Annotated in this window: 14 protein-coding genes and 1 pseudogene; 13 read left to right on the top strand and 2 right to left on the bottom strand. The window is 50.1% G+C overall.

Annotated features, from left to right (window positions below; all coding sequences use genetic code 11):
* Nucleotides 1-78: 78 nt before the first annotated feature.
* Entirely contained in the window at nt 79-915 is an 837-nt protein-coding gene (gene xapA / locus M988_RS14030; protein WP_008812776.1) for a xanthosine phosphorylase, read from the bottom strand.
* Nucleotides 916-1,214: 299 nt separating this feature from the next.
* Between xapA and pxpB the strand changes: the two genes are divergently transcribed.
* The 4 genes from pxpB (at nt 1,215) to nei (ending at nt 4,382) form a co-directional block, all read left to right on the top strand.
* Nucleotides 1,215-1,871 carry a 5-oxoprolinase subunit PxpB gene (gene pxpB / locus M988_RS14025; RefSeq protein WP_008812777.1) on the top strand — a complete coding sequence of 219 codons (657 nt, stop codon included), beginning with the start codon at nt 1,215-1,217 and terminating at the stop codon, nt 1,869-1,871.
* Nucleotides 1,865-2,794 carry a 5-oxoprolinase subunit PxpC gene (gene pxpC / locus M988_RS14020; protein WP_008812778.1) on the top strand — a complete coding sequence of 310 codons (930 nt, stop codon included), beginning with the start codon at nt 1,865-1,867 and terminating at the stop codon, nt 2,792-2,794. The genes pxpB and pxpC overlap by 7 nt, the downstream gene beginning before the upstream one ends.
* Nucleotides 2,787-3,521 carry a 5-oxoprolinase subunit PxpA gene (pxpA, locus tag M988_RS14015; RefSeq protein ID WP_064574629.1) on the top strand — a complete coding sequence of 245 codons (735 nt, stop codon included), beginning with the start codon at nt 2,787-2,789 and terminating at the stop codon, nt 3,519-3,521. The genes pxpC and pxpA overlap by 8 nt, the downstream gene beginning before the upstream one ends.
* A gap of 69 nt (nt 3,522-3,590) precedes the next feature.
* Nucleotides 3,591-4,382, top strand: coding sequence for an endonuclease VIII (gene nei, locus M988_RS14010; RefSeq protein WP_064574627.1), 792 nt, complete (start codon nt 3,591-3,593; stop codon nt 4,380-4,382).
* A 69-nt stretch (nt 4,383-4,451) separates the two neighbouring features.
* Here nei and M988_RS14005 read toward each other — a convergent pair whose 3' ends face one another.
* Nucleotides 4,452-5,735 carry a citrate synthase gene (locus M988_RS14005; protein ID WP_008812781.1) on the bottom strand — a complete coding sequence of 428 codons (1,284 nt, stop codon included), beginning with the start codon at nt 5,733-5,735 and terminating at the stop codon, nt 4,452-4,454.
* An 817-nt stretch (nt 5,736-6,552) separates the two neighbouring features.
* On the opposite strand from M988_RS14005, the pseudogene sdhC reads away from it, so the two are divergent.
* From sdhC to cydA, 9 genes and pseudogenes are all read left to right on the top strand, one after another.
* Nucleotides 6,553-6,956 (top strand): annotated as a pseudogene (gene sdhC / locus M988_RS14000) (succinate dehydrogenase cytochrome b556 subunit).
* Nucleotides 6,950-7,312 (top strand): succinate dehydrogenase membrane anchor subunit, encoded by a 363-nt coding sequence (gene sdhD / locus M988_RS13995; RefSeq protein WP_004096583.1) that lies wholly within the window; start codon nt 6,950-6,952, stop codon nt 7,310-7,312. Before sdhC ends, sdhD begins: the two are co-directional and overlap by 7 nt.
* Before the next feature lies 1 nt (nt 7,313).
* Nucleotides 7,314-9,095 carry a succinate dehydrogenase flavoprotein subunit gene (gene sdhA / locus M988_RS13990; protein WP_039187093.1) on the top strand — a complete coding sequence of 594 codons (1,782 nt, stop codon included), beginning with the start codon at nt 7,314-7,316 and terminating at the stop codon, nt 9,093-9,095.
* Nucleotides 9,096-9,145: 50 nt separating this feature from the next.
* Complete coding sequence (locus M988_RS13985; RefSeq protein ID WP_004096588.1) at nt 9,146-9,862, top strand: succinate dehydrogenase iron-sulfur subunit; 717 nt, start codon at nt 9,146-9,148, stop codon at nt 9,860-9,862.
* Nucleotides 9,863-10,189: 327 nt separating this feature from the next.
* Nucleotides 10,190-12,997: a 2-oxoglutarate dehydrogenase E1 component gene (gene sucA, locus M988_RS13980; protein ID WP_008812783.1), complete on the top strand. Its 2,808-nt coding sequence runs from the start codon at nt 10,190-10,192 to the stop codon at nt 12,995-12,997.
* A 74-nt stretch (nt 12,998-13,071) separates the two neighbouring features.
* Nucleotides 13,072-14,286, top strand: a complete 1,215-nt coding sequence (gene odhB / locus M988_RS13975) for a 2-oxoglutarate dehydrogenase complex dihydrolipoyllysine-residue succinyltransferase (protein WP_004096591.1) — start codon at nt 13,072-13,074, stop codon at nt 14,284-14,286.
* A gap of 197 nt (nt 14,287-14,483) precedes the next feature.
* Nucleotides 14,484-15,650: an ADP-forming succinate--CoA ligase subunit beta gene (gene sucC, locus M988_RS13970; RefSeq protein WP_004096596.1), complete on the top strand. Its 1,167-nt coding sequence runs from the start codon at nt 14,484-14,486 to the stop codon at nt 15,648-15,650.
* Nucleotides 15,650-16,519 (top strand): succinate--CoA ligase subunit alpha, encoded by an 870-nt coding sequence (sucD, locus tag M988_RS13965; RefSeq protein WP_004096598.1) that lies wholly within the window; start codon nt 15,650-15,652, stop codon nt 16,517-16,519. The genes sucC and sucD overlap by 1 nt, the downstream gene beginning before the upstream one ends.
* A 790-nt stretch (nt 16,520-17,309) precedes the next feature.
* Nucleotides 17,310-18,872: a cytochrome ubiquinol oxidase subunit I gene (cydA, locus tag M988_RS13960; protein WP_004096599.1), complete on the top strand. Its 1,563-nt coding sequence runs from the start codon at nt 17,310-17,312 to the stop codon at nt 18,870-18,872.

Raw genomic sequence — 18,872 nt, 5'->3', positions numbered from 1 at the left:
TAACCCTATGCCAATCACCGTGTAGCGCGATCTCTTAAACGAGGGTATTACGCTTATCCTGCCCGCTATTTATCTGTATTAATTGGCGTAACCCGCAACGAAAGTACCGATCAGGCGAACAAAATCATCTGTCACCATCGCCGCACATTTCAGCGTTTGTTCATGAGATAGCTCGACGTCGCTGAGGCCTTCAGCCATGTTGGTGATGGCGGAAACGGCCAGCACTTTCAGTCCACAATGGCGAGCGGCAATCACTTCCGGTACCACTGACATTCCAACTACGTCGCCGCCAATCATCTGCATCATGCGGATTTCAGCGGCCGTTTCGAAATTAGGTCCTGGATAGGAAACAAATACGCCTTCGTGAAGTTTGAGATCCAAGGAGGACGCCGTTTGGTGTAGACGACCGCGTAGCTCAGCGTCATACGCATTGGCTAGACTGAAGAAACGTGGGCCAAAACGTTCATCGTTCGGTCCTACCAGCGGTGTGGATGGCATCGTGTTAATGTGATCGTTCAGTGCGACCAAGCTGCCCGCTGGGATTCCCGTGTTCAGTGAACCCGCTGCGTTAGTGCAGAACAGAAACTCGCAGCCTAAAAGTTTAAAGGTGCGAACCGCTGGGGTCATGATGCCCATGCCTTTGCCTTCGTAAAAATGGCCGCGACCTTTCATACAAACTACGTCTACGCCGCTGATAGAGCCTAAAACGAGTTCACCAGCATGGCCGACGACGGTGCTTACCGGAAAACCGGGTAGGTCTTGATACGAAATGGCGGTTTTGTTGTCGAGTTGGTCGGCAAATACGCCTAAGCCGGAGCCGAGGATCAGTGCGATACGTGGCTGAAAGTTCGGCTTGGCTGCGCGGATGATTTCGGCGGCGTGAAAGGGAAAGTTGTCACAATGAGAGAAAGACATAATCGACTCCAAGAGGAAAGGTATGCCCGCATTGTGTGTATGGCTTCGATTGGCAATCCAATTTTAAAAATGCGTTGATTGATACGAAAATCGTATTGATCGCAATTTGGCGTAATTTATATTTCAGATTCAGAGGATTGTGAGTGCGGGCGGTATGAAGCAAAGTTTTTTGTTGCCAAATCAAATTGTCGTTATGTGATCTGAATCTCACTGGCTCACGCATTGACGACAGTGCTGTCTTTGCGCATAAGTTAACGTAGTAGCTGATAATTTGGGGTTACGTCCATAGGGAGGCTGTCTTGCAAAAAGCACGGTGTTATCTGTTAGGTGAACGCGCGGCGGTGTTAGAACTTGAGCCACCATTATCGTTAGAAAGCCAGAAGCGTATTTGGTCATTAGCGACTCGGCTGCGTGAATATCCCAATGTGTCGGAAGTGATTCCCGGAATGAACAATATTACGCTGCTGCTCTCTGTGCCGGAGACTGAACCGGTTGAGGTTTTAGACAAATTGCAACAGTGGTGGGAAGAGAGCGAGTCCGTACAGCCAGAAGTGCGTCATATTGATATTCCAGTCGTTTATGGCGGCGCAGAAGGGCCTGATTTGGAAGAGGTCGCGCTGTTTCACGGACTCACCGAGCGCCAAGTGGTTGAGCTACATAGCAGTGCAGAATATGTGGTGTATTTCCTCGGATTTCAGCCCGGTTTTGGCTACCTTGGCGGTTTGCCTGAAGCCTTACACACCGCGAGACGAGGGGTGCCGCGAGTGAAGGTTCCGCAGGGATCGGTAGGTATCGGTGGTAGCCATACCGGCGTTTATCCTCTGGCCTCGCCGGGGGGCTGGCAGATTATCGGCAATACGCCACTGGCGTTATTTGATCCCCATGCATCACCTTCGACGTTATTACGTCCCGGCGATAGCGTGCGCTTTGTCCCGCAAAAGGAGGGAGTATGCTGAACATTATTCGCGCTGGATTACAAACAACGGTGCAGGATCAGGGGCGTAACGGTTTACGTGGGCAGGGCGTTAGCTTGGGCGGTGCGCTTGATGCTCCTGCGTTGTACGCCGCTAATTTACTGGTGGGAAATAGAGGTACTGATGCGGGGCTTGAAGTCACTCTCGGCGAATGCACGGTAGAATTCACCCGTGATGGTTGGATGGCGTTAACAGGGGCAGGATGCGACGCGTATTTGGATAAACAGCGTATATGGACGGGGTGGAACTACCCAGTTCGCGCGGGGCAGCGTTTAGTCTTGCATCGCCCGAAGCGTGGAATGCGCAGCTATCTTGCGGTGAGTGGCGGTATTGATGTACCCAAGGTGCTCGGCTCGCGGAGTACCGATCTGACCGGTGGTTTTGGTGGCCTAGACGGGCGAAGGCTGAAAGATGGCGATGTTTTGCCGCTTGGCGAGGTACGGCGTGTTCCGCAAAAATCGCAGGGTATTAAACAATTGCTGTTCAATAACTATATCCGTGTGCTGCCTGGTCCTGAATATCAAGAGTTTAGTCCAGAAGAGCAGGCGTTTTTCTGGCGTACACCGTGGCACCTTAGCCCCCAGAGCAACCGCATGGGATATCGCTTAAACGGCCATGCGCTCAGACGTAGTAGTTCACGTGAAATGTTTGCACATGGGCTGTTACCCGGCGTGATTCAGGTTCCACACGGTGGCCAGCCGATAGTATTAATGGCCGATGCCCAGACAACCGGTGGTTATCCACGTATTGCCTGCGTGATCGAGGCCGATCTCTATCACCTCGCCCAAATCCGTTTGGGAGAACCGATCCATTTCATTCGCTGTACGCTGGCCGAAGCACAGCAGGCCTATAAAGAACAAAAAATCTATCTGCGTCAACTTGAGAGAGGATTGCAGGGTGATTGATCTCAATGCTGATTTAGGGGAAGGCTGTGCCAATGATTACGCGCTGTTAACGTTGGTGAGCTCAGCAAATATCGCCTGTGGATATCATGCTGGTGATGATGCCACTATGCATCAATCTCTCCTCTGGGCAAAAGAGTTGGGTGTCGCGGTGGGGGCGCATCCGAGCTTTCTCGATCGGGCTAACTTTGGTCGGCGTCGGCAGACGTTGTCCCCAGACGAGGTCTATCAATTGGTGATGGAGCAACTGAACGCGCTAAACCGCCATTGCCTTGCGCTCGAGGTTAGGTTACGGCACGTAAAGCCACATGGCATGCTTTATAATCAGGCGGCGGTCGAACCTCAACTGGCTTACGCAATTGCCCATGCCGTGTTTGATTTTGATCCTGCTTTGCGTTTGGTTGGGTTAGCGGGCAGTGAGATGATCCGCGCCGGAAAGCTATTGGGGCTGACCACGTGGCAGGAAGTTTTTGCCGATCGTAACTATCAAGCCGATGGCACTCTGGTACCGCGTAGCCAGCCTGATGCGCTGATTACTGACGATCAACAGGCGTTACGTCATACTTTGATGATGGTGCAGCACAATCAGATTGTGACACCACAAGGTGATAGGGTACCAGTGCAGGCGGACACGGTTTGTTTACATGGTGATAGCATGCATGCTCTTGCTTTCGCTCAGTTACTTCGCCAGCATTTCTTGCAACAGGGTATCGAGGTGGGCGCGGGCTGAAGTTTTGACTCCGTAACCAATCGCGCTATTCTGGCGACATGTTGTCGTCTGGTGTAAGAGAGTGGAGCCATGCCTGAAGGGCCAGAAATTCGTCGTGCGGCGGACAAGTTAACGGGTGCCGTGGTGGGTAAACCGTTAACCGAAGTGTGGTTCGCATTTCCTCAGTTAAAGCATTATCAGCCTCAGTTGATTGGCGAAAAAATCGAAGATATCGAAACGCGGGGTAAAGCGCTGCTGACGCACTTTTCCAATGGTTTAACCATGTATAGTCACAATCAACTGTACGGCGTATGGAAAATTGTTGCTGCTGGAGATACGCCGAATACGAAGCGCGATCTGCGTGTGCGCCTTGAAACCGAGGATCAAGCGATCCTGCTTTATAGTGCCTCTGATATCACTATTGCGCCACGAGAGGAGATTGCTCAGCATCCGTTTTTACAACGCGTTGGGCCCGATGTTCTTGATTTACGCCTAACGGCTGAACAGGTAAAAGAGCGTTTGATGCTGCCGGCATTTCGTCGTCGTCAGTTTGGTGGGTTATTGCTGGATCAGCGCTTCTTGGCGGGGCTAGGTAACTATCTACGCGTTGAGATTTTATGGGATGCTGAATTAGCGCCGACCCATAATGCTCAATCATTGCGTCCTGAACAGTTGGAGCATTTGTCTCATGCTTTGCTGGAGATTCCACGTCTTTCGTATAACACGCGTGGCACCATGGATGAAGATGTGCATCATGGCGCGCTTTTTCAGTTCAAGGTGTTTCACCGCGCCGGTGAACCTTGTTTGCGCTGCGGGCAGATGATTGAAAAAACGATGATCTCTTCGCGGCCATTTTACTGGTGCCCGAATTGTCAGCGTTAGAATTGATATAAAAAATAACCCCACCGAATAGTAAAATGCGGTGGGGTTATAGCGTATCGATTTCTTAAATTACTTCTTCAGCTTAGACTCAAACGGACGTTTGTCATAGCCGGTATACAGCTGACGAGGACGAGCAATTTTGATGCCGTCGTCGTGCATTTCGTTCCAGTGAGCGATCCAGCCTACGGTACGTGCCATGGCAAAGATGACGGTAAACATGGAAGACGGAATACCCATCGCTTTCAAGATAATACCTGAGTAGAAATCTACGTTTGGATACAGTTTCTTCTCAATGAAGTACGGGTCGTTCAGCGCGATGTGCTCCAACTCCATCGCCACTTCCAGCAGGTCATCTTGCAGATTCAGCTCTTTTAACACTTCATGACAGGTTTCACGCATCACGGTAGCGCGTGGATCATAGTTTTTATAAACACGATGACCAAAGCCCATCAGGCGGAAAGAATCGTTCTTGTCTTTAGCTCGGCGCACAAATTCTGGGATGTGATCGACTGAGCTGATCTCTTCCAGCATTTTCAACGCGGCTTCGTTGGCTCCGCCGTGCGCTGGCCCCCAAAGAGATGCGATACCGGCTGCGATACAGGCAAATGGGTTTGCGCCAGAAGAACCGGCGGTACGCACGGTGGAGGTCGATGCGTTCTGCTCATGGTCAGCGTGCAGGATTAAAATGCGATCCATGGCGCGTTCCAGAACTGGATTCACTACATACTCTTCACACGGCGTTGAGAACATCATATTCAGGAAGTTGCCGGAATAGGAGAGGTTATTCTTTGGATAAACAAACGGTTGGCCGAGTGAATATTTGTAGCACATCGCCGCCAACGTCGGCATTTTTGATAACAGGCGATACGCTGCGATTTCACGATGACGCTCGTTGTTAACGTCCAGAGAGTCGTGATAGAACGCTGCTAAAGAGGCGGTGACGCCGCACATTACCGCCATTGGGTGAGAGTCGCGACGGAAACCGTGGAACAGACGAGTAATCTGCTCATGGATCATGGTGTGGCGCGTAACGGTGGTTTTGAACGTTTCATACTCTTCCGGTGTTGGCGCTTCGCCATACAGCAGAATGTAACAAACTTCGAGGTAGTTGGAGTTTTTGGCCAACTCGTCGATAGGGAAGCCGCGGTGCAGCAAAATGCCTTCATCACCGTCGATATAGGTGATTTTTGATTCGCAAGAGGCCGTGGATGTAAATCCTGGGTCAAACGTGAAGTAGCCTTTTGAACCCAAACTGCGAATATCAATTTCTTCGCCGCCCAATGTGCCGGAAAGCACATCAAGTTCAATCGTTTCAGAACCGTTTAGCGTTAGCGTCGCTTTCTTGTTAGCCATTACAGTCTCCTTAGCGCCTCTAGATTTAAGAACCATTAACGACCGACTCACCGATATTGGGTACTAGCCTCCCTGTTAGCGGTTCTTCGCGCCCTGCTGACCACCGTCGATTTTCGTGGCGGTCTTAAATTATAGGGTACAGAGTGCAATTTATCCTGCTAACGGCCAGTTCGTCGTTCGACGACTACTCGCTCGTCGATGTTTAGAATGTTAACGATTCGTTGGTATTCTTTATAACATAATTAATTATTGCCTACGTTAAACCTATGGGTATTCACATATTCCACTGTTGCATAACTTTGCGCTGGGGGAAAGAGTTTGCTCATCAATAGTACAACGTAGGTCTATTCGCCACTCTGTTGTAACGGAAATGTTGATTCCTTGTCAAATCATGTAATTAATTTTGTCGTATTTGTTAATTTCGTGACTCATATCACTGTTCCGGTCAAATGTCTTTATTCAGGTTGTATTCGAATTGTAATCAAAATGTGATGCTTCTATACTGCCGCCAGGTCTCCGGGACTTTCTGTTTTTCTAGGGTTGTACCCTCTAAGAAACTGCCCTGAAGTTGGAGCACCCAGCGTGAATATGGAGCGCGCCGTTTTAGCACAGTGGAAGCTGTTGGCGTGTAACGTAAAGGATTTTATACCCAAACTTATTGGGGTTGCGCAAAGGCAGCAAGCGAGAGAATCTCAGTAAACCTACCTATCGGTGCAACTGGGGAACGAACGCGGCTAACGTTGCAGCAATGCCAAGTAGGAAGGGGATACGCTGCTTGACCCCGCCCAGGCCCGGAGGAAGGAAAATAATAAGAGCTGTGTGGGCGCTATAATGATAAAAAATGTCAAAAAACAAAGACCTGTCAATCTGGATCTGCAAACGATCCGATTTCCCGTTACTGCGATAGCCTCCATATTACACCGCGCTTCAGGTGTGATTACCTTTGTTTCCATCGGTATCCTGCTTTGGCTATTGGGCCTTTCTCTTGCTTCTCCTGAAGGGTTTGCTCAAGCCGCAGCGGTCATGGATAGCTTCATCGTTAAATTCATTGTGTGGGGGATCCTCACCGCATTGGCGTACCACATCTGTGGTGGTATTCGTCACATGCTGATGGATTTTGGCTATATCGAAGAGAGTTTCGCCGCAGGTAGTCGCACAGCTTACATTTCATTTGCGATCACCGTCGTACTTTCTATTTTAGCTGGAGTCCTCGTATGGTAACCCCAAACTCAAAAAGCAGTGCATCTGCCTTAGGGCGTAATGGTGTTCATGATTGGTTACTGCTACGTGCGGCGGCCATCGTTATTACGTTATATGTCCTCTATATCCTCGGTTTTATCTTTACCGCAGACTCTCTTACTTACGAAATCTGGCGCGGATTTTTCGCATCAAACATCACTAAGGTCTTTACCGTGCTCACGTTGGTATCAATTTTGGCTCACGCTTGGATTGGTATGTGGCAAGTGTTAACGGATTACATTAAACCGCTGGCATTACGGCTGATTTTGCAGCTGGTTATCGTTGTCGCGTTAGTGGTTTATTTGGTTTATGGAACATTAGTTGTGTGGGGTGCCTAACATGAGTCAGTCAGTTAGTGGTCTTGAAGTTAGAGAGTTTGATGCAGTGGTTATTGGTGCTGGTGGTGCAGGTATGCGCGCAGCACTGCAAATTTCCCAAATGGGGCTGTCTTGTGCTCTGTTATCTAAGGTATTCCCAACCCGTTCTCATACCGTTTCCGCTCAGGGGGGCATCACGGTTGCGCTAGGTAATACTCATGAAGATAACTGGGAATGGCACATGTATGACACGGTGAAAGGTTCCGACTATATCGGTGACCAAGACGCCATTGAGTATATGTGTAAAACCGGCCCAGAAGCGATACTGGAACTGGAGCACATGGGGCTGCCGTTCTCTCGTTTGGACGATGGTCGTATTTATCAGCGCCCATTTGGCGGTCAGTCGAAAAATTTCGGTGGTGAGCAGGCGGCGCGTACCGCCGCCGCCGCTGACCGTACAGGTCATGCGCTTTTACATACGCTGTATCAGCAAAACCTGAAAAACCACACCACGATCTTCTCCGAATGGTATGCGTTGGATCTGGTGAAAAACCAAGACGGCGCGGTTGTAGGTACCACCGCCATCTGCATTGAGACGGGTGAAGTCGTTTATTTCAAAGCGAAAGCGACCATTTTGGCTACCGGTGGTGCAGGTCGTATTTATCAGTCAACGACCAATGCGCACATTAATACCGGTGACGGCGTAGGTATGGCGCTGCGTGCGGGGGTGCCGGTTCAGGACATGGAAATGTGGCAGTTCCACCCAACCGGTATTGCCGGTGCAGGGGTTCTGGTCACAGAGGGATGCCGTGGTGAAGGCGGTTATCTGCTGAACAAACACGGTGAGCGTTTCATGGAGCGCTACGCACCAAACGCGAAAGACCTGGCAGGCCGTGACGTGGTTGCGCGTTCCATCATGATTGAGATTCGTGAAGGACGTGGTTGTGATGGTCCTTGGGGGCCACACGCCAAACTGAAGCTGGATCACTTAGGTAAAGATGTACTTGAAGCGCGTCTGCCGGGGATCTTAGAACTGTCTCGTACCTTTGCTCACGTCGATCCGGTGAAAGAGCCGATCCCTGTGATCCCAACCTGCCACTACATGATGGGCGGGATCCCGACCAAAGTGACCGGTCAGGCGTTGACGGTTAATGAGAAGGGCGAAGACGTTGTCATTCCGGGGCTGTTTGCGGTTGGCGAAATTGCCTGCGTATCGGTTCACGGCGCAAACCGTTTAGGCGGTAACTCGCTGCTCGATTTGGTGGTGTTCGGTCGCTCAGCGGGTCTACACCTGCAAGAATGTTTGATGGAGCAAGGCCCAAGTCGCGATGCTAGCGAATCGGATATTGAAGCCTCTCTGGATCGTATGAACCGTTGGAACAACACTCGTAGCGGTGAAGATCCGGTGCAAATTCGTAAAGACCTGCAATCCTGCATGCAGCACAACTTCTCGGTATTCCGTGAGGGTGATGCGATGGCGAAAGGGTTGGAAGAGCTGAAAGTGATTCGTGAGCGTCTGAAAAATGCGCGTCTGGATGATACTTCTAGCGATTTCAACACTCAGCGTGTTGAGTGTCTGGAATTGGATAACCTGATGGAAACTGCTTTTGCGACCGCAGTTTCAGCGAATTTCCGTACCGAAAGCCGTGGGGCACATAGCCGCTTTGACTTCCCGGATCGTGATGACGCTAACTGGCTGTGCCACAGCCTGTATCTGCCGCAAACCGAGAGCATGACACGCCGCAGCGTGAACATGGAACCTAAGTTACGTCCGGCGTTCCCGCCGAAGATCCGTACTTACTGATTGGTTAATCAATTACTCGGTTAGTTACCCTTTTTTGCGGAGAAACGGTCATGAAAGTAGAGTTTTCAGTTTATCGCTATAACCCGGACGTCGATAACGCGCCACGGATGCAAGATTACACCCTTGAGGCCGAAGAAGGCCGCGACATGATGCTGCTAGATGCGCTGATTTTGCTCAAGGAGCAAGATCCAACGTTAGCATTCCGTCGCTCCTGCCGTGAAGGTGTATGCGGTTCTGACGGCGTGAATATGAACGGCAAGAACGGCTTAGCCTGCATTACTCCCGTCTCAACCTTGCAACGCGCGGGTAAAAAAATTGTGATCCGCCCATTACCGGGGCTGCCGGTGGTGCGTGACTTGGTTGTTGATATGGGGCAGTTCTACACCCAATACGAAAAAATTAAGCCGTATTTGCTCAATGATGGTAAGAATCCGCCTGCACGTGAACATCTGCAGATGCCAGAACAGCGCGAAAAGTTGGACGGTTTGTACGAGTGTATTCTGTGTGCATGCTGCTCAACGTCGTGCCCATCCTTCTGGTGGAACCCAGATAAGTTTATCGGTCCTGCGGGGTTGCTGGCCTCATATCGCTTCCTGATTGACAGCCGAGATACGGAAACGGATAGCCGTTTGGACGATTTAGATGACGCTTTCAGCGTATTCCGCTGCCATAGCATCATGAACTGCGTAAATGTGTGTCCAAAAGGCTTGAACCCGACCCGTGCAATTGGTCATATTAAGTCTATGCTGCTGCATCGTAGTGCATAGCACTTAAATTGTTTAAAATTCCAACGGTTAGCGTTGGATTTGTGCAAACCTCTCTCTCCTCGAAAGAGGAGGGAAGAGGGGTTGCAATAGGTAGCACCTAGACGTAAGACACATTTTTGCAACAGGTGATGTATCTTCGTCACAAAAAGCACATAGAGTCATCTGACGATAGGTGCAATTACTATAAGATGGTTACGGTAAAGTAATTACGTTGTATGTAATTACGATAAATGTTTTTAATAACACTCGGTTGGATGCGAGAAATTGTTAAAAGCATGATGTTTATCACGGCGAAAACTAAAGCTGAAAACAGCTTAAGGGATCATGATGCAGAACGGCGCAATGAAGGCCTGGCTGGATTCCTCCTATCTGGCGGGCGCAAACCAGTCCTACATAGAGCAGCTCTATGAAGACTATCTCACCGATCCTGACTCGGTGGATCTGAGCTGGAAGGAAATTTTCCAACAGTTGCCGACGATCGGCCTGAAATCGGAACAATTCCACTCCCAAACTCGAGACTACTTCCGTCGTCTGGCGAAAGACCCGTCCCGGTTTAATATCTCACTAAACGACCCTGATACGGACGCTAAGCAGGTCAAGGTGTTGCAGATGATCAACGCCTTCCGTTTCCGTGGTCATCAACAAGCCAATCTGGATCCATTAGGCTTGTGGAAACAGGATGCGGTGCCAGATCTGGAACCCTCTTTCCACAACCTGACTGAAGAAGATTTTGATCAGACTTTCAACGTGGGTTCTTTTGCCATCGGCAAAGAGACCATGAAGCTGTCCGATCTGTATCAGGCACTTAAGCAAACTTATTGTGGTTCTATCGGTGCAGAGTATATGCACATCACCAACACTGAAGAAAAACGTTGGATTCAGCAGCGCTTGGAATCAGTGGTCGGTCAGCCTTCCTTTACTCAAGAAGAAAAACAGCGTTTCCTGCGTGAACTAACCGCAGCGGAAGGGCTGGAGCGTTATTTGGGCGCTAAGTTCCCAGGCGCGAAACGCTTCTCACTGGAAGGTGGCGACGCGTTGGTACCGATGCTCAAAGAACTGATCCGTCATGCCGGTAAGAATGGCACCCGTGAAGCCGTTCTAGGGATGGCGCACCGCGGTCGTCTGAACGTGCTGATTAACGTGCTGGGTAAAAAACCGCAGGATCTGTTCGACGAGTTTGCCGGTAAACATAAAGAACACCTCGGTGCAGGCGACGTTAAGTACCATATGGGCTTCTCGTCAGACGTCGAAACCGAAGGCGGTCTAGTGCATTTAGCGCTGGCCTTTAACCCGTCACATCTGGAAATTGTCAGTCCGGTGGTTATGGGCTCTGTCCGCGCCCGTCGCGATCGTTTGGATGAAGCGCGTAGCAATATGGTTCTGCCTATTACCATCCACGGTGATGCAGCCATCGCAGGTCAAGGCATCGTGCAGGAGACGCTGAACATGTCTCAGGCACGTGGCTATGAAGTGGGCGGTACCGTTCGTATCGTGATTAATAACCAAATCGGTTTTACCACCTCTAACCCGAAAGATGCGCGATCTACTCAGTATTGTACTGACATTGCCAAAATGGTTCAGGCGCCGATCTTCCATGTGAACGCGGACGATCCTGAAGCCGTTGCCTTTGTGACGCGTCTGGCCCTCGATTTCCGTAACACCTTTAAACGTGATGTGATGATCGATCTGGTGTGCTACCGCCGCCATGGTCATAACGAAGCTGATGAGCCAAGTGCAACCCAGCCAGTGATGTACCAGAAAATCAAAAAACATCCGACCCCGCGTAAAATCTACGCTGACAAGCTGACCGAGCAGAGCGTTGCCTCTCTCGAAGATGCCACGGAAATGGTTAACCTTTATCGTGATGCGTTGGATCGCGGCGAGTGCGTGGTGGACGAATGGCGCCCAATGAACATGCACACCTTTACATGGTCTCCGTACCTGAACCATGAATGGGATGAGGTTTATCCAAGCACCGTTGAGCTCAAACGCTTACAAGATTTGGCTCGTCGCATCAGTCGTGCGCCTGAATCGGTCGAAATGCAGTCTCGTGTTGCCAAGATTTATGGTGACCGTGCCGAGATGGCAGAAGGCAACAAGCCGTTTGACTGGGGCGCGGCAGAAAATCTGGCGTACGCCACGCTGGTTGATGAAGGTGTACCAGTGCGTATTTCTGGCGAGGACTGTGGGCGTGGTACGTTCTTCCACCGTCACTCAGTGATTCATAACCAGAAAGATGGTTCGGTATATATTCCTCTGGAAAATGTACATAACGGGCAAGGCGACTTCAAAGTATGGGATTCTGTGCTGTCTGAAGCCGCTGTTCTGGCTTTTGAATATGGTTACGCCACCGCAGAGCCGCGCACGTTGACTATCTGGGAAGCGCAGTTTGGTGACTTTGCCAACGGTGCTCAGGTGGTCATCGACCAGTTCATCAGCTCTGGCGAGCAGAAGTGGGGGCGTCTGTGTGGTTTGGTTATGTTGCTGCCACATGGCTATGAAGGCCAAGGCCCTGAGCACTCTTCTGCGCGCCTAGAACGTTATCTGCAACTGTGTGCAGATCAGAATATGCAGGTCTGTATTCCGTCTACACCGGCTCAGGTTTATCACATGCTGCGTCGTCAGGCACTGCGCGGAATGCGTCGTCCTCTCATCGTGATGTCGCCTAAGTCTCTGCTGCGCCATCCGTTGGCGGTATCTTCTCTGGAGGAACTGGCAAACGGCAGCTTCCAGCCGGTCATCGGCGAGATTGATGATATCGATCCAAAAGACGTGAAACGTGTGGTGATGTGTTCCGGTAAGGTCTATTACGATCTGTTGGAACAACGTCGCAAGAATGAACAGAAAGACGTGGCGATTGTGCGTATCGAGCAGTTGTATCCATTCCCTCACCAGGCGATTCAGGATGCATTTGCACCTTATGCTCACGTACATGATTTTGTTTGGTGTCAGGAAGAACCACTGAACCAAGGTGCTTGGTACTGTAGCCAGCATAACTTCCGTGAAGTGATTCCTTTTGGAGCATCGTTGCGTTATGCGGGGCGTGCAGCATCGGCTTCGCCAGCTGTGGGTTATATGTCGGTTCACCAGAAGCAGCAACAGGATCTGGTTAACGACGCGCTGAACGTGGAATAACTAGAGCTCAAAAGAAAGTCTGGGCGCATTAGCGCCCAGTTCTGCAAAAAATTGGTTATAAAAAAGGATATAGCATGAGTAGCGTAGAAATTCTGGTCCCTGACCTACCTGAATCCGTTGCCGACGCTACGGTTGCAACGTGGCACAAAAAACCGGGCGATACCGTCGCTCGTGATGAAGTTATCGTTGAAATCGAAACCGACAAAGTTGTTCTGGAAGTGCCAGCGCCGGAAGCCGGCATTATGGATGCGATTCTGGAAGAAGAGGGTGCGACCGTGCTTTCTCGCCAGTTGTTGGGGCGCCTGCGCCCTGCGGATGTATCCGGCAAACCTACCACCGATAAAGCCCAGTCTTCTGAATCTACACCTTCATCTCGTCACACAGCGGCTCTGGAAGAAGGGAGCAGCGATGCGCAGGGGCCAGCGATTCGTCGTCTGTTGGCCGAACACTCGTTGAACGCGGCCGATATTAAAGGCACCGGCGTCGGTGGCCGTATCACCCGTGAAGACGTTGATAAGCATTTAGCTTCTGCGGCACCAAAAGCAGCCAAAGCTGCTGAGCCCGAAGTTGTTGCCGCACCGCTGGGTGCGCGTACCGAAAAACGCGTGCCGATGACCCGCCTGCGTAAGCGTGTGGCCGAACGTCTGTTGGAAGCGAAAAACAGCACCGCTATGCTGACGACGTTTAACGAAGTGAACATGAAGCCAATCATGGACATGCGTAAGCAGTATGGCGAAGCTTTCGAAAAACGCCATGGTGTGCGTCTGGGCTTTATGTCCTTCTACATCAAAGCCGTATTGGAAGCCTTGAAACGCTATCCAGAAGTGAACGCCTCTATCGACGGCGAAGACGTGGTGTACCACAACTATTTCGACGTGAGCATTGCGGTTTCTACGCCTCGTGGTCTGGTCACTCCAGTGCTGCGTAACGTTGATACGCTGGGCATGGCTGACATTGAGAAAAATATTAAAGAACTCGCAGTAAAAGGCCGTGACGGAAAACTGAAAGTTGAAGAACTGACCGGCGGTAATTTCACCATTACCAACGGCGGCGTATTTGGCTCTCTGATGTCTACACCGATCATCAACCCACCACAGAGCGCGATTCTGGGCATGCACGCTATCAAAGATCGTCCTATGGCGGTCAATGGCCAAGTGGTGATCCTACCCATGATGTATCTGGCTCTGTCTTACGATCATCGCCTGATCGACGGACGTGAATCCGTAGGCTTCTTGGTGACGGTGAAAGAGATGCTGGAAGATCCGGCTCGTCTGCTGCTGGACGTCTAAGTAACAAAATATTTGGCATTGCTATGCAATGGCCTGCTTCGGTGGGCCTCTTACCTAAAATAAGAGCCAGTCATGATAGGCGTGATGAGCGTAAGCAGTTTGCGGGCGGGCAGCGCGGAGAAATTCGAACACAGCCCAACCACAAAATGACAAGCGTAATAGCCTAGCAGGCTCGGCGACAAAATGGATAGAACATCATGAATCTACACGAATATCAGGCCAAACAACTGTTTGCTCGGTATGGTTTACCGGCACCGGTCGGTTATGCCTGCACCACACCTCGCGAAGCAGAAGAAGCAGCATCCAAAATCGGTTCAGGTCCGTGGGTGGTGAAATGTCAGGTTCACGCTGGTGGCCGCGGTAAAGCGGGCGGCGTTAAGCTGGTTAAGTCTAAAGAAGAGATCCGTGCTTTTGCAGAAAACTGGTTAGGTAAGCGTTTAGTGACTTACCAAACGGATGCGCTGGGTCAGCCGGTGCATCAGATTCTGGTTGAAGGTGCAACGGATATTGATAAAGAACTATATCTCGGTGCGGTTGTCGACCGTGGAACGCGTCGCGTTGTTTTCATGGCATCGACCGAAGGTGGTGTGGAAATTGAGAAAGTGGCCGATGAAACGCCACACTTAATCCATAAGACGGCGATAGATCCATTGACGGGTCCACAGCCTTATCAAGGCCGTGAGCTGGCATTCAAACTGGGTCTTACCGGCAAACAAGTGGGTCAATTCACCAAAATCTTTATGGGCCTGGCGACGCTGTTCCTTGAGCGCGATCTGGCTTTAGTCGAAATCAACCCGCTGGTGATCACCAAGCAGGGCGATTTGATTTGCTTGGACGGAAAACTGAGCGCGGATGGTAACGCATTGTTCCGTCAGGCGGAACTGCGTGAAATGCGTGACCCTTCTCAGGAAGATGCGCGTGAGTCTCAGGCGGCTCAGTGGGAACTGAACTACGTAGCTCTGGACGGTAACATCGGTTGCATGGTTAACGGCGCGGGTCTGGCGATGGGCACCATGGATATCGTTAAACTACATGGCGGCGAACCGGCGAACTTCCTCGACGTTGGCGGCGGTGCCACGAAAGAGCGCGTCACTGAGGCGTTTAAAATTATTCTGTCTGACGAGAAAGTGAAAGCGGTTCTGGTCAACATCTTCGGTGGTATCGTGCGTTGTGATCTGATTGCCGACGGTATCATCGGGGCGGTAGCTGAAGTTGGGGTTAATGTCCCTGTGGTCGTGCGTTTGGAAGGTAACAACGCCGAGCTGGGAGCGAAGAAACTGGCTGACAGCGGTTTGAATATTATAGCAGCGAAAAGCTTAACGGATGCTGCGCAGCAGGTTGTTGCTGCCGTGGAGGGGAAATAATGTCCATTTTAATTAATAAAGATACCAAAGTGATCTGCCAAGGTTTTACCGGCAGTCAGGGCACTTTCCACTCTGAGCAGGCGTTAGCCTACGGGACTAAATTGGTCGGCGGTGTTACGCCGGGCAAAGGAGGCACCGAACATTTGGGGCTGCCTGTATTTAACACCGTCCGTGAAGCGGTAGAAGCCACTGGTGCAACGGCATCGGTCATTTATGTTCCAGCACCTTTCTGCAAAGATTCTATTCTGGAAGCGATTGATGCTGGGATTAAACTGATCATCTGTATCACCGAAGGTATTCCAACGCTGGATATGCTGGTTGTGAAAGCGAAGCTGGAACAAAGCGACGCACGCATGATTGGGCCGAACTGTCCGGGCGTCATCACCCCAGGCGAATGTAAAATCGGTATCATGCCGGGCCATATCCACTTGCCGGGCAAGGTCGGGATCGTTTCTCGTTCTGGTACGCTGACTTATGAAGCGGTTAAGCAGACGACGGATATTGGTTTTGGTCAGTCAAGCTGTGTCGGTATCGGCGGCGACCCCATCCCTGGCTCTAACTTCATTGATATCCTGAAGCTGTTCCAAGAAGATCCACAAACTGAAGTTATCGTGATGATTGGTGAGATCGGTGGTAACGCAGAAGAAGACGCCGCGGCTTATATCAAAGATCATGTGACTAAGCCCGTTGTTGGCTACATTGCTGGTGTGACCGCGCCTAAAGGCAAACGTATGGGACATGCTGGTGCAATTATCGCTGGTGGGAAAGGTACTGCCGACGAGAAATTTGCTGCGCTAGAAGCCGCAGGTGTGAAAACCGTTCGTAGCTTGGCCGAAATTGGCAACGCGGTAAAAACAGTTTTGCGTTGAGTCTTGAGCAAGCCTGATGGTTTGTCTCCTGCGATAATTAAATGAAACATAGTGTTTCGACATATTGGGTCACTTCGGTGGCCCTTTTTTATCTGCGCTATTTTATGCTGCGCCTGTCCACCTATCTTTCCTCTTCTGTCATTAACGTCTCTCTGATTTGCGTAACCTTTCGTTCTTGTATGCTGACTATTTGTCACTCAGGTTTATTACTCTGTTATTCAAAATGAGAAGGTATGAAAATAAAAAATCACGTAAAAGAAACAGCGCATAGAATAAATAACAATCAGTTAACAATAAGTAACCATGAATGCGTTTATGATACTTTTACTTAACATAGATCAATGAAATTACTATAAAAAAATGCCAGAAATAGTGCCTTAAACAGAGTGTTTTGCTAATCTTGCTGTAGATCAATTTTGGGTGATTATAAGCATTTGCCTAAAACGTGACCTAACTACACAAATCTAATTCCTAACACGAAAATACCTATTTATTGTGTGGGAATGGCGGGGTACTATTTACCCGTCTGTAATACTGAGTCGTTTTTATTGTTATATTTGTTATCTTCCTTCGGTTTTTCGTTGCAAACGTTTTCTGAACTATGCTGATGGAGTGGATTTTGCTCAACGTCGATAGCGAAGTTTTGGAAAGCGTAGGCTGCTGGGAATTGGGGGAGGTTCCAATTTGTTGTTGAAGGGCATTCACTGCTGGTAGTTATGTGACTTCCGTACTCGAACGGAAGCCGTGTTGCCGCAAGTCGGAGTCTTCCTGCGAGGAGCAAGGAGTCAAGATGTTGGATATTGTCGAACTGTCACGGTTACAGTTTGCCTTAACGGCGATGTATCACTTCCTATTTGTGCCATTGACGCTGGGTATGGCGTTCTTATTGGCCATCATGGAAACGGTATACGTCCTGACTGGCAAGCAAGTTTATAAAGATATGACCAAGTTCTGGGGCAAGTTGTTTGGTATCAACTTTGCACTTGGGGTTGCCACGGGTCTAACCATGGAATTCCAATTCGGGACTAACTGGTCATATTATTCCCATTACGTTGGAGACATCTTCGGTGCGCCGCTGGCGATCGAGGGTCTGATGGCGTTCTTCCTTGAATCTACCTTTGTTGGTCTGTTCTTCTTTGGCTGGGATCGTCTGGGCAAAGTGCAGCACTTAGCAACAACATGGTTAGTTGCGCTGGGTTCTAACCTGTCCGCACTATGGATCTTGGTTGCTAACGGCTGGATGCAGAACCCAATCGCTTCGGATTTCAACTTCGAAACCATGCGTATGGAAATGGTGAGCTTCTCTGAGCTGGTATTAAACCCAGTTGCTCAGGTGAAATTTGTGCACACCGTTTCTGCGGGCTATGTCACTGGCGCCATGTTTATTCTAGGTATCAGCTCTTACTATCTGCTGAAAGGCCGTGACTTCGCATTTGCTAAGCGTTCCTTTGCCATTGCGGCGGCGTTTGGTCTGGCGGCATCACTGTCTGTTATCGTGCTGGGTGACGAATCCGGTTACGAAATGGGTGACGTGCAGAAAACCAAACTGGCAGCTATTGAAGCTGAGTGGGAAACTCAACCGGCTCCAGCATCATTCACTCTGTTTGGTATTCCTAATCAGGAAACCATGACGAACGAATATGCCATTCACATCCCTTACGCTCTTGGCCTGATCGCGACCCGTTCGCTCGATCAGCAAGTGACTGGCCTGAAAGAGCTGATGGCTCAGCATCAGGTTCGTATCCGTAACGGTATGAAAGCCTATGAATTGCTGCAGGAACTGCGTACCGGCAATACCGATCCAGCTGTGCGTAACGAATTCAATAAAGCCAAGCAGGACTTGGGCTACGGTATGTTGCTAAAACGCTATACCGACAACCCATCTCAGGCTAGCGAAGAGCAGATTCAGGCTGCAACTAAAGATTCTATTCCTAAAGTTGCTCCACTGTATTTCGCATTCCGTATCATGGTGGCATGTGGCTTTGCGCTGTTGCTGATTATTGCTCTGTCCTTCTGGACGGTAATTCGTGGCAACGTAGGTAAAAAACGTTGGTTGCACCGTGCGGCGCTGCTGGGTATTCCATTGCCTTGGATTGCTTGTGAAGCGGGCTGGTTTGTTGCTGAATATGGTCGTCAACCATGGGCTATCGGTGAAGTATTGCCGACTGCGGTGGCGAACTCTTCACTGACAACGGGCGATCTGCTGTTCTCCATTATTCTTATCTGCGGTCTGTACACGCTGTTCTTAGTCGCAGAAATGTATTTGATGTTCAAATTCGCTCGTCTGGGTCCAAGCAGCCTGAAGACCGGTCGTTATCATTTTGAACAGACGAATGCAGTAGAAGCGCGCTAA

This window comes from Hafnia paralvei ATCC 29927, from assembly GCF_001655005.1.
Classification (GTDB): domain Bacteria; phylum Pseudomonadota; class Gammaproteobacteria; order Enterobacterales; family Enterobacteriaceae; genus Hafnia; species Hafnia paralvei.
Note: the sequence above shows the minus strand (reverse complement) of the source record. Positions and strands in the feature narration are given on the sequence as shown.

Coding starts and splice junctions, on each gene's coding strand:
- nei (WP_064574627.1), top strand. CDS start 3,591: ATGCCTGAAGGGCCAGAAATTCGTCGTGCGGCGGACAAGTTAACGGGT.
- sucC (WP_004096596.1), top strand. CDS start 14,484: ATGAATCTACACGAATATCAGGCCAAACAACTGTTTGCTCGGTATGGT.
- sucA (WP_008812783.1), top strand. CDS start 10,190: ATGCAGAACGGCGCAATGAAGGCCTGGCTGGATTCCTCCTATCTGGCG.
- odhB (WP_004096591.1), top strand. CDS start 13,072: ATGAGTAGCGTAGAAATTCTGGTCCCTGACCTACCTGAATCCGTTGCC.
- xapA (WP_008812776.1), bottom strand. CDS start 915: ATGTCTTTCTCTCATTGTGACAACTTTCCCTTTCACGCCGCCGAAATC.
- M988_RS14005 (WP_008812781.1), bottom strand. CDS start 5,735: ATGGCTAACAAGAAAGCGACGCTAACGCTAAACGGTTCTGAAACGATT.
- sdhD (WP_004096583.1), top strand. CDS start 6,950: ATGGTAACCCCAAACTCAAAAAGCAGTGCATCTGCCTTAGGGCGTAAT.
- M988_RS13985 (WP_004096588.1), top strand. CDS start 9,146: ATGAAAGTAGAGTTTTCAGTTTATCGCTATAACCCGGACGTCGATAAC.
- sdhA (WP_039187093.1), top strand. CDS start 7,314: ATGAGTCAGTCAGTTAGTGGTCTTGAAGTTAGAGAGTTTGATGCAGTG.
- pxpC (WP_008812778.1), top strand. CDS start 1,865: ATGCTGAACATTATTCGCGCTGGATTACAAACAACGGTGCAGGATCAG.
- sucD (WP_004096598.1), top strand. CDS start 15,650: ATGTCCATTTTAATTAATAAAGATACCAAAGTGATCTGCCAAGGTTTT.
- cydA (WP_004096599.1), top strand. CDS start 17,310: ATGTTGGATATTGTCGAACTGTCACGGTTACAGTTTGCCTTAACGGCG.